Genomic DNA, 10,675 nt, shown 5'->3' with positions numbered 1-10,675 from the left:
CCCTCCGCCCCTCCGGGGCCGCCTTCGGCGTTCGCGCCGCTCCTGCGGCGCAGTGACCACGCAAAGAAAGGTAGGTCGGGCAGCCCGAAGGGCTGGCCGAAAGCTCTTGCTCTGCGCTTCCAGCAACGGAGCGACGAAGCAGGACCGGGGCGAGTGCGAAGCCCACGGTGGGCCAGGGCCCACCCTATGCGGTCGCTGCGCGCGAGCGCGGCGCCAGCGCACGACGCCTCGACGGCTGCGATCAAACCCGCCGCACCCGCGCATGCGAGCATCCGCCGCAGACTGCGGATACACGACATGCCCACGCCCAGCGACCTGCTCGATCGACTGTCCACCCTGCCCAACGTCGAGACCGGTCTCTCCGCGTCGGACGTCGAATCCCTGCGCGCCCGCTACGGCGACAACCGCATCGTCGAGCCGCCGCGGCATCGCTTCTGGCATGCCCTGCGCGACGCCGCCGGCGATCCGATGCTGTGGTTCCTGCTGGCGGTGAGCGCGCTGTTCTTCGCCACCGGCGAGACCGTCGAGGCCGCGGTGCTGCTGCTCGCGATCCTGCCCCTGCTGGGCATGGATGCCTTCCTGCACCGGCGCACGCGGCTGTCGACCGCGGCGCTGGCCAGTCGGCTCGCCAGCGAAGCCGAGGTCCTGCGTGATGGCGAGTGGCGAATGATCGCGGTGGCCGAGCTGGTGCCCGGCGATCGCGTGCGTGTGGGCAGCGGTGCGGCGATTCCCGCCGATGGACTGTGGCAGGTGGCCGAGGCGCTGCAGGTCGACGAGTCCAGCCTGAGCGGCGAATCGGTGCCGGTGCGCAAACAGGTCGCCGAGGGCGCGATGTTCGCGTCCGATCACTGGGGCTTCGCCGGCACCCGCGTGCTCGCCGGCCGCGGCGAGCTGCAGGTGCTCGGCACCGGCGGCGACAGCCGCTACGGCGAACTGGTGCGGCTGGCGGTGACCGCGCCGCAGCCGCGCACGCCGCTGCAGCAGGCCGTGGGGCGGCTGGTGCTGCAGCTGGTGTGGATCGCACTGGCGCTGTGCCTGCTGCTGGCCGCGGTGCGCCTGTGGCAGGGCCAGGGCTGGCTGGATGCCGTGCTGAGCGGGCTGACGCTCGCGATTGCCGCCCTGCCCGAGGAGTTTCCGGTGGTGCTGAGCCTGTTCCTCGGCGTCGGCGTGTTCCGGCTGGCGCGGCGCAATGCGCTGGTGCGGCGCGCGGTGGCGGTCGAGGACATCGGCCGGGTCAGCGTGCTCTGCACCGACAAGACCGGCACGCTGACCGAAGGCCGGCTGCGCCTGCGCGAGCTGCGGCCCGCGGCAGATCTTTCGGCGGAGGACCTGGCCATGCGCGCGGCGCAGTCGGTGGCCATCGACAGCACCGACCCGCTGGATGTCTGCCTGCGCGAGGCCGCGGCTTCAGCACCCGCATTGGCGGTGCGGCAGCGCTTTCCCTTCACCGAGGACCGCCGTCGCGAAACGCTGCTGCTGATCGACGGCGAGGCCGCGATTGCGCGCATGAAGGGCGCGCCGGAAACCGTGCTGCGTTCCTGCTCGATCGAGGCGAGCGAAGCCGCGCACTGGCAGGCCGAAGCGCAGGCGCTGGCCGCGCGCGGGCTCAAGGTGCTCGGTCTGGCCGAGCGCGCGATCGGCGGCAACGGCGCGGCAGACGTCGAACCGGACGCGGGCTTTCGGATGCTCGGCCTGCTCGGCTTCGGCGATCCGCTGCGGTCCGGCGTGGCGGACGCTGTCGCGCGCTGCCGCGCCCAGGGCCTGCGGGTGGTGATGCTGACCGGCGACCATCCGGCTACCGCCGCCGCCATCGCCATCGAAGCCGGCCTGTGCGCAGGCCCGCCGCGGGTGGTGAGCCTCGATGACAACATCAGCGCCGAGGCCCTGGCGCAGGCCGATGTGGTCGCGCGCGCGCAGCCGAAGCAGAAGCTGGCGCTGGTGCAGGCGCTGCAGGCTTCAGGCGCGGCGGTGGCGGTGACCGGCGATGGCGTCAACGACGTGCCGGCGCTGAAAGCCGCCGACGTCGGCATCGCCATGGGCGAACGCGGCACGCAGGCCGCGCGCGAGTCGGCCTCCATCGTTCTGCTGGACGACGACTTCGCGACGCTCGCTGGCGCCATCGCCGAAGGCCGCGCGCTGTACCGCAACCTGCGCGCCAGCTTCGCCTACCTGCTGCTGGTGCACCTGCCCTTCGTGCTCAGCGCGGCCCTGGTGCCGGCCTTCGGCGGGCCGCTGCTGTTCCTGCCCATCCACATCGTCTGGCTGGAGCTGATCATCCACCCCAGTGCGATGCTGGGCTTCCAGCGCGAAGCCGCGGACGGCGACGGCGGCGCACCGACACGCGCCGGCCAGATGTTCGATGGGGGCGCCTGGTGGCGACTGCTGCTCGGCGGCGGCTTCGGCTGCGCCGCGGTGCTGCTGGCGCAGGCGCTGCCGGGCGGGTTCGCCCCAGGCGACTCCGATTCCGCCCACCGCGCGCTGGCGCTGGCCGCACTCGTCACCTTCAGCGCCCTGGTGCTGAGTGGCCTCGGCCGCAACCGCAGCGCCCGCCTGATTGCCGCGCTGTCGGTCGCCAGCCTGGCGCTCACCCTGTGGCCAGCGGCGAGCGGTGTGCTTGGCACTGCCGCGCCGGCAATCGCGCCGCTGCTGATTGCGATTGCGCTCGGTGCCATCGCCGCCATGGCCGCGCTGGCGCTGCAACCGCTCGGTCGGGCGCGGGCTGCGTGAGCCGGGAATCGGGAATATCGGGAATATCGGGAATATCGGGAATATCGGGAATAGGGATTCGGGATTCGGGATTCGGGATTCGGGATTCGGGAAAGGCTCGCGTTGAGGCGCGCGCAATGCAAGCCCGCCGTCGCATAGGGTGGGCCCTGGCCCACCATGACCTCGACACTCGCCCCAGTGCATGGCATCGCGGATCTCCGCGTGCGACGAGGCGTTTCGAATCGACGACCGAGGCGAGAGTGAAGCTCACGGTGGGCCAGGGCCCACCCTATGCGGATCTCGCTTCGGCTTCCGCTTCGGCTTCCGCTTCGGCTTCCGCTCCGGCTTCCGCTCCGGCTCGGGTTCGGGCTTCGGCTCTGGCTCTCGCTTCAGCTCTGGCTCTTGCGGGCAGGAGCCCGCGCTCCGCCCGGGGCCCCTGGGGAGCGGCGGGATTTCGTGGATCCGCCCGCAGGGGCGGCCGCAGGGATGCGGCCGATGTTCGTGACGGGCCAGGGACGGCCTGTCCACGAACACCCACGGACTCTCGCGAACCCTTCGCGCACGGATGCGCGAAGGGCGCGGACGAGGGGTGGCCTTTCTCTTGCCTACTTCTCTTGACTCCGGGCTTCCTGCCCTCCGCCCCTCCGGGGCCGCCTTCGGCGTTCGCGCCGCTCCTGCGGCGCAGTGGCCACGCAAAGAGAAGTAGGTCGGGCAGCCCGAAGGGCTGACCGAAAGCTCTTGCTCTGCGATTCAAGCGACAGAGCGACAGAGCGACAGAACCCCCAAGCAACACCGGGGCGAGTGCGAAGGCCATGGTGGGCCAGGGCCCACCCTATGACAGCACCGAGGTCGGGCTGCCCGCACGCGGGAATGGCCATGGATGGCCATGCTTTGGGAGCGCGGAAGGGCTGACCGAAAGCTCTTGCTCTTCGCCTCCAAACACCAAGCGACGAAGCAAGAACGAGGCGAGAGTGGGGCCCATGGTGGGCCCGGGCCCACCCTATGACAGTCGCAGGGCGCAGCCCGCCAGCGGAGCGCCGTCCCGACTCAGCCGACGGCCCCGAACAGCGCCCCCGCCGCCCAGGTGCAGGCCATCGCCAGCCCGCCCCAAAACAGCACGCGCAGCGCGCCGCGCAGGACCGGCGCGCCACCGGCCCACGCGGCCAGGGCACCGAGCGCGCACAGCAGGATCAGGCTGCCTACCAGCACCCCGATGGCCATCGCGGCCGGCGCGGCGAGCAGGACCAGCAGCAGCGGCAGGCCGGCGCCAGTCGCAAAGGCGGCGGCCGAAGCCAGCGCCGCCTGCACCGGGCGGGCACGCTGCTGTTCGGTGATGCCGAGCTCGTCGCGCGCATGCGCGCCCAGCGCGTCGTGCGCGGTCAGGGCGATCGCGACTTCGCGGGCGAGCGCGGGCGGCAACCCGCGCGCCTGCTGCAGGGCGACCAGCTCTTCGAGTTCGGCCTCGGGCGTCTCGGCCAGCTCGCGGCGTTCGCGCGCGAGATCGGCGCCCTCGATGTCGGCCTGGGTGCTGACCGAGATGTACTCGCCGGCCGCCATCGACAGCGCGCCGGCCACCAGGCCCGCGGTGCCGGCGACCAGCACCGCGGACGCCTCGCCGCCGGCCGCGGCCACGCCCAGCACCAGGCTCGCAGTCGAGATCAGCCCGTCGTTCGCGCCCAGCACCGCCGCGCGCAGCCAGCCGCCGCGCTGCACGCCGTGGCGCTCGACGTGCCAGCGGCGCATCACGCGCGCGGGCCCGGCAGCATCCGCCGCAGGGTGTCGTCGCGGCGCAGGTAGTGGTGGTAGAGCCCGGCCAGCGCATGCAGGCCGATCAGGGCGTAGCCGACGGTGGCGCCGATTTCGTGGAAGTCCTCCAGCGTGTGGGCGAGATCGCTGTTCTCGCCAACCAGCGCCGGCACCGGAATGCCCCACAGGCTGATCGAAGCCCCTTCGGCCGAGAGGATCAGCCAGCCGACGATGGGCATGCCCAGCATGAACACGTACAGGGCCAGGTGGCCGGCAGTCGCGGCCAGCTTCTGCAGGGCCGGCAGCGGCGGGCTGACCGGCGGGATCGGCCCGCGCAGGCGCAGGGCGATGCGCGCGATCACGAACAGCAGCACGGTCAGGCCGCCGGAGAAGTGGATCGCCTTCATCAGCTCACGCGGCTCGCTGCCGCGCGGGAAGTAGCCGCGGAACTCCATGCAGGCGTAAACCACGGCGATCAGCAGCAGGGTCAGCCAGTGCAGAGCGATCAAGGGGCGGGGATAGCGGGCTTGGCTCATGGCAGGACCTCGTGGCGTGGGTGTGGGAAGACGCTGTTGTGCGGCTGGCGATACCGGTGGAACGCGCGGGCGCGACGCTTCCGTTGCGGCAGGCGCGAGCTCGCGGAGCGCTTGCCGAAACGCGCGGCGCTGCGCATGGTGATCGTCCATGCGCAGCGCCTGTCCACGAGCCTCCCGGGAGCGACGAGCGCCTCGCATCGCATCGTGTCCGTCGATCCATCCAGGAGCACCGCCCACGCATGATCCATCGACTGCCCACCTGGGTCCTGAGCGGCGGCGCCGTGCTGGCCGCGGTCGCCGGCATGATCAACGTGATCGCCCTGCTCAGCTTCGAGCACCAGGCGGTCTCGCACCTGACCGGCAACACCAGCTACGTGGCCGCGGCCCTGGCCCAGCTCGATTTCACCGGCGCCGCGCACTTCGGATCGATCCTGCTGGCCTTCTTCCTGGGCACGGCAGTCAGCGGCTTTCTGATCCAGGACAGCACCCTGCGGCTGGGCCGCCGCTACGGCGTCGGGCTGTCGCTGGTGGGTGCCCTGCTGATCGTCGCGGTGCCGCTGTTCGAGTCGCGCAGTTCGCTGGGCCTGTACGCGGCGGCGCTGGCTTGCGGCCTGCAGAACGCCATGGTCAGCACCTACAGCGGAGCGGTGGTGCGTACCACCCATCTGTCCGGCATGTTCACCGACCTCGGCATCGCGCTCGGCCACTGGCTGCGCGGCATGCCGGTAGAGATGCGCCGGGTCAGCCTGTGCCTGCTGGTGATCGGCGGCTTCAGCCTGGGCGGCGTGCTCGGCGCGCTGGGCTTCCACAGGCTTGGCTATGCGGCGCTGTACCTGCCGGCGGGCCTGGTGCTTGCGGCGGCGCTGGGCTATGCCGTGCTGCACTACCGCGGGCGCGCCGGCTGAGCGGGCTTCGCCGGCGCCTCCTCACTGGCGCCTTCGGACGCACGCAGAGCGGCCACCTCGTCTTCGAAGTCCTCGCCGTGGTGGTCAGGCTCACGCTGCTTGCGGATCAGCGCCAGATTGCGCAGATAGACGATCAGGCCAAAGCTCTGGCCCAGAATGATCACCGCATCGCCGGTGTGCAGGGCATAGGCCAGCAGCAGCAGACTGCCGGACAGCGACAGGTACCAGAACTGCACCGGATTGACCGAAGCCTGGGCGCGCTCGGAGGCATACAGCTGGACCACGAAGCGGCCGGTGAAGAGCGTCTGTCCGAGAAAGCCCAGCGCGAACCACAGCGGTGCTGCGCGTTCGACGGCCGTGCGTGCCACCGGCGCCTCGTGGCTCAGCAGGCCAGCGGCAAGCGCGAGCCCAGCCAGGCCCAGCCAGGGCCACAGGAAGCCGATCGCGCGGCCCCGCGCGGCGCGCTGCACCAGCTCGATGTTGCGCAGGTAGATGGCGAGACCAACGATCTGGCCGAGCGCGATCACCGCATCGCGCTGGTGTGCGGCATAGGCCAGCAGCAGCACCGCGCCCGCCACGCTGAAGAACCAGAAGTGCACCGGCAGCAACGAACGCCGCGCGCGCTCGGAAAGCAGCCACTGCACCAGGAAGCGCGCCGAAAACGCGACCTGCGCCAGCAGGCCCACGCCCAGCCAGATCGGATCGGCGAAGTTCATGCAGTCTGCCGCTCGCCGGTCGCGGCACGCTCGACGCGCTGCTCGTTGACCGTGGTCACCCGCGTGCGCCGGCCCAGCCAGGCCACGCCGAACAGATCGACGATGCCGACCCACAGCCGGTTCCAGGTGCCGTAGTGCGATGCCCCGGCGCCGCGCGGTCGATGGTTCACCGGCAGGCTGTCGACCTTCCAGCCGCCCTGGCGGATCAGCGCGGGAATGAACCGATGCATGTGGTCGAAGGCTGGCGCGTTCAGCAGGGCGGCGCGCTCGACCACGCGGATGCCGCAGCCGCTGTCGGGCGTGGCGTCGCGCAGCAGGCCGCCGCGCACGGCGTTGGCGATCTTCGAGGACAGCCGCTTGATGCCGGAATCGCGCCGGCTGACGCGCCAACCCTGGATCAGCTTGAGCGCGGGGTCGGCGCGGCGCTCGATCTCGGCGAGCAGGCGCGGCAGGTCGGCGGGATCGTTCTGGGCGTCGCCGTCGAGGGTGCCGATCCAGACGCCGCGGGCATGCCGCACGCCGTTGATCAGCGCGGTGCTCTGGCCGGCGTTGCGCACGTGCCGCAGCACGCGCAGCTGCGGCAGGCGCCGCTGCAGCTGGGCCAGTACGGCCGGGCTGTGGTCGCTGCTGGCGTCATCCACCACCACGATCTCGTAGTCGCGGCGACCGGCAAACGCGTTGACGACCTCGTCGATCAGGCCCGGCAGGTTGCCGGCTTCGTTGTGGGCGGGGATGACGATCGAGATCGTCGGGCAGGCGAGCGTGTCCACGGGATCAGTCATCCGCGTCGAGATGGAGGGGAGAGGTTTCATCGGGGGCCGGCGGCACGCAGCCGGCGCGCAGGCCGGCGGCATTGACCAGGAACCAGTGGCGGCGGTTGGACATGCCGACTTCGATGGCCCGGGCCGGGTCGATGCAGTCGTCCTTGTCGCTGCGCTGGATCAGCATCCAGTGCCGATCGGACTCGCGCAGCCAGGCGTCGGCCAGCTGGCGCTGGTGCTCGACCGGGGTCTTGAAGCCGAAGGCGCGGACCTCGCCCACGCCCTGCAGCAGGAACTGCTCGGGCGCGCCGACCAGGCCCAGCGCGGCGCCCGCGGGCAGCAGCGCCTGCGCGCGCTCCATCAGCGCGCGCCCCGAGCGCGCCCCGTTCATGTCGGGATAGCCGAACAGGCCGTAGCCGCTCCACACCAGCGTCATCACCACCGCGAAGGCGATCGCCCCGCGCCGCCACAGCGCGGCGCACGCCAGCACGCCCAGCGCACCGACTGCCAACAGCCAGTCCCACGGGGCGACGCCGTTCTGCTCCAGCACGCGCTGGGCGAAGCGCGGCTCGCCGAACAGTGCCCAGGCTGCGGCAACCGCGAGCAGGCCGGCGATGGCAAAGCCGAGCACCCACAGCGCGCGCTGCACTCCGGCCAAGCGCAGCAGGCCCGGCAGCAGCGGCGCCAGCGCCATCGCCAGCGCCGGCACCGCCGGCAGCAGGTAGACGCCGCGCTTGCCCGGCGACAGCGAGAAGAACAGCAGCACCAGCGCCACCCAGCCGACCAGCAGCAGCGGACGCGCGTCACCACGACGCACCCGCCGCCACCAGGCCGGCAGCGCCCAGGGCAGCAGCAGGGCGAGCGGCAGCCACAGCACCGGCACCACCTCGACCAGGTAGTACCACCAGGGCTTCAGGTGCATCCACGCATTGGCATAGCGGGTAACGGTCTGCTTGAACAGCAGGTCGTCGCGATACGCGGCCAGCTCGGCGTTGCCCGGCTGGGCGGCGAAGTAGAGCAGCGGCAGCGCCCAGGCGAGGATCGGCAGCAGCATGGCCAGCGGACCCAGCGCCCAGCGCCAGCCGCCGTCGAAGCGGGCCAGCCCGCGCATGCCGCGCGCGCGCGCCACCGCGTAGGGAATCAGCAGCAGCCAGGGCAGGAAGCCGGTGCCCTTGGTGATCACGCCCAGGCCCGTCGCCACGCCCGCCAGCACGTACCAGCCCCAGGCCGGGCCCAGCAGCAGGTGGCGGAGGATGCCGTACAGGCCCAGCGTGGTGAACAGCACCAGCACCATGTCGATCTGGGCGGTGCGGCCCTGCAGGGTGAACTGCACGCAGAACAGCAGGCCGAGCGCGCCCCAGAAGGCGACGCGGCGGTTGTAGACACGACGCAGCAGGTCCCAGCTCAGCGCCAGCGTGCCGAAGGCCGCCAGCAGCGAGGGCAGCAGGAAGGCCAGCCGGGTCTGTCCGGTCAGCGCATAGGCCGCGGCCTGCAGCCACAGGAACACCGGCGGCTTCTCGGCGTACAGCTCGGGCCCGCGGTGCGGCACCCACCAGCGCGCGGTCTCGACCATGTCGCGGCCCATCAGCGCGAAGCGCGGCTCGTCCGCCGGCCACGGATCGCGCAGGCCGTAGCCGATGCCGAGCAGCCACAGCGCTAGCGCGGCCAGCAGCCAGAGGTCCAGCGGCGGGCGCAGGCGTGGCTCTGAGCGGGCGGCGTTCACGGTCATGGAGGGGAGGATCGGGCTCAAACCTTGTTGCACCCTTGGCAGTCGGTTAGTGATGCGTTAAGTCAATCGTGCACAGAACCAAGGCCCAACGGACGTCGATGGCCAACGGCACCGCACCCCGCTGCGTCTTCCACGCCGATAGACCAAGCCAAGACCGCGTGGCGGCGCGCTGCAGTGCCGGTCTGGCAGCTGGCGTGGGTGGCGCTGCGGTTCGCAGCGCCGCGCGCAGGCCGCAGACTAGGCGCCCCGCGTTAAGAACTTCCGTTGGCGGAGCCGGCACCCGATGGACCTGCTGTCGCGACTTTCCCTGAAGCGCCGCATCGCCCTGCTGTCGGCCCTGCTCGGCCTGCTGCTGAGCCTCGGATTCGCCTCCGCTGCGTGGTGGATCGCCGAGGACTACGAAGAGCTGATGATGGGCGTGATGATCGAGGCCGAGGCCGCGGATGCCCGCGCCGCGCTCGCCGCAGGGAGCGAGCCACGCCTGCCGTGGCACGGACGGCTGCGCGGCTGGCACCTGCGCGGGGGTCTGCCGGCGCCCGCGGAGCTGCCGCCCGGCATCGCCGAGCTCGCGGACGGGGTCCACGAGGGCCTGCCTGGCCTGCCCGAAGGCGTTCACGCCACGCTGGTCACGGTCGGTGAGGACCGGCTCGTCTACCTGATGGACCTTGAGGACATCGAGAGCCTGGAGCGCTATCTGCTCGGGCTCAACGTGGTGATCCTGCTCATTGGCGGTCTGGCCTCGGCGCTGGCGGGCCAGTGGCTGGCCGGGCGTGCGCTGCAGCCACTGGCGCGGTTGGCGGCTGGCATCGAAGCCCTGCCCGCGCCGCCAGCGACACAGTCTCTGTCGGCGGGCCTGCACGACCCCCTGCTGCGCGGCATCGGCGAAGCGCTCGACGGCTACCAGCATCGCCTTGCCGAGGCCGAGCGCGCCCGCGAGGCCTTCTTCGCCGATGCCAGCCATGAGCTGCGCACGCCGATCGCTTCCCTGCGCGGGGCGGTCGAGGTGCTGCTGGATGACGACGGCACCCCGGCCAGCACGCGCCGCCGCCTCGAACGCATCGAGCGCGCGGTCGACGAGCTCGGCCTGCTGCAAGAAGGTCTGCTGCTGAATGGACGCGCGCTGCCGGCTGCGGTCGAGGCCTGCGGATTGGGCGAAGCCCTGGTCGACGCGCTGGGGCGCATGCAGGCCCGCGCCGCCGCACGCGGAGTCCAGCTGGCTCCGCCGCAGGGCCTGCCCGGCCCGCAGGTGAGGATTCCGGCGGGCTGGCTGCATGTCCTGTTGGCGAACGTATTGCGCGGCCTCATCGATCACGCGGGCGTCGCCGAGATCCGGCTTGCAGTGGATGGCGCCGTCCTGCAGGTGCACGCACTTGGAATCGATGCGGACACCGCGGATACGCGCTCCGACCGCAGTTTCCCGCTGCGGCTCGCGCGGGCCCTGGGCGAACGCCTTGGCTTGCGGATCGAGGTGTCCGGCGATCGACTGCAGCTCGACTTCTCGCAGGTCGCATGTGCGCGAACCTGAGAGGGTGTCTACATAATTGGCTACACTTGCGGCACCGTCCGTGAAGTGACA

Annotated in this window: 8 protein-coding genes; 3 read left to right on the top strand and 5 right to left on the bottom strand. The window is 71.6% G+C overall.

Annotation, left to right across the window (positions count from 1 at the left end; translation table 11 throughout):
* The first annotated feature begins 297 nt into the window (after positions 1-297).
* Positions 298-2,727 carry a cation-transporting P-type ATPase gene (locus Q0654_RS10375; protein WP_298853485.1) on the top strand — a complete coding sequence of 810 codons (2,430 nt, stop codon included), beginning with the start codon at positions 298-300 and terminating at the stop codon, positions 2,725-2,727.
* A gap of 1,026 nt (positions 2,728-3,753) precedes the next feature.
* On the opposite strand, the gene Q0654_RS10370 is transcribed toward Q0654_RS10375, so the two are convergent.
* Together Q0654_RS10370 and Q0654_RS10365 are read right to left on the bottom strand one after the other, a co-directional pair.
* Positions 3,754-4,449, bottom strand: a complete 696-nt coding sequence (locus Q0654_RS10370; protein WP_298853484.1) for a VIT1/CCC1 transporter family protein — start codon at positions 4,447-4,449, stop codon at positions 3,754-3,756.
* On the bottom strand, positions 4,449-4,988 hold the full coding sequence (locus tag Q0654_RS10365; RefSeq protein ID WP_298853483.1) for a cytochrome b: 540 nt from the start codon (positions 4,986-4,988) through the stop codon (positions 4,449-4,451). Before Q0654_RS10365 ends, Q0654_RS10370 begins: the two co-directional genes overlap by 1 nt.
* A gap of 239 nt (positions 4,989-5,227) precedes the next feature.
* Here Q0654_RS10365 and Q0654_RS10360 point away from each other — a divergent pair, with 239 nt between their 5' ends.
* Positions 5,228-5,893: a YoaK family protein gene (locus Q0654_RS10360; protein WP_298853481.1), complete on the top strand. Its 666-nt coding sequence runs from the start codon at positions 5,228-5,230 to the stop codon at positions 5,891-5,893.
* Here the strand turns inward: Q0654_RS10360 and Q0654_RS10355 are convergent.
* From Q0654_RS10355 to Q0654_RS10345, 3 genes are read right to left on the bottom strand one after another with little or no spacing between them, the layout of a single operon-like run.
* Entirely contained in the window at positions 5,872-6,609 is a 738-nt protein-coding gene (locus Q0654_RS10355) for a lipid-A-disaccharide synthase N-terminal domain-containing protein (RefSeq protein WP_298853479.1), read from the bottom strand. The genes Q0654_RS10360 and Q0654_RS10355 overlap by 22 nt on opposite strands.
* On the bottom strand, positions 6,606-7,391 hold the full coding sequence (locus tag Q0654_RS10350) for a glycosyltransferase family 2 protein (protein ID WP_298853477.1): 786 nt from the start codon (positions 7,389-7,391) through the stop codon (positions 6,606-6,608). Before Q0654_RS10350 ends, Q0654_RS10355 begins: the two co-directional genes overlap by 4 nt.
* Positions 7,384-9,099, bottom strand: coding sequence for a glycosyltransferase family 39 protein (locus tag Q0654_RS10345; protein WP_298853476.1), 1,716 nt, complete (start codon positions 9,097-9,099; stop codon positions 7,384-7,386). The genes Q0654_RS10350 and Q0654_RS10345 overlap by 8 nt, the downstream gene beginning before the upstream one ends.
* A gap of 283 nt (positions 9,100-9,382) precedes the next feature.
* On the opposite strand from Q0654_RS10345, the gene Q0654_RS10340 reads away from it, so the two are divergent.
* Positions 9,383-10,624 (top strand): HAMP domain-containing sensor histidine kinase, encoded by a 1,242-nt coding sequence (locus Q0654_RS10340; RefSeq protein WP_298853474.1) that lies wholly within the window; start codon positions 9,383-9,385, stop codon positions 10,622-10,624.
* The last annotated feature ends 51 nt before the right edge of the window (positions 10,625-10,675 follow it).

It is taken from the genome of uncultured Aquimonas sp., from assembly GCF_937888285.1.
GTDB lineage: Bacteria > Pseudomonadota > Gammaproteobacteria > Xanthomonadales > Xanthomonadaceae > Aquimonas.
Note: the sequence above shows the minus strand (reverse complement) of the source record. Positions and strands in the feature narration are given on the sequence as shown.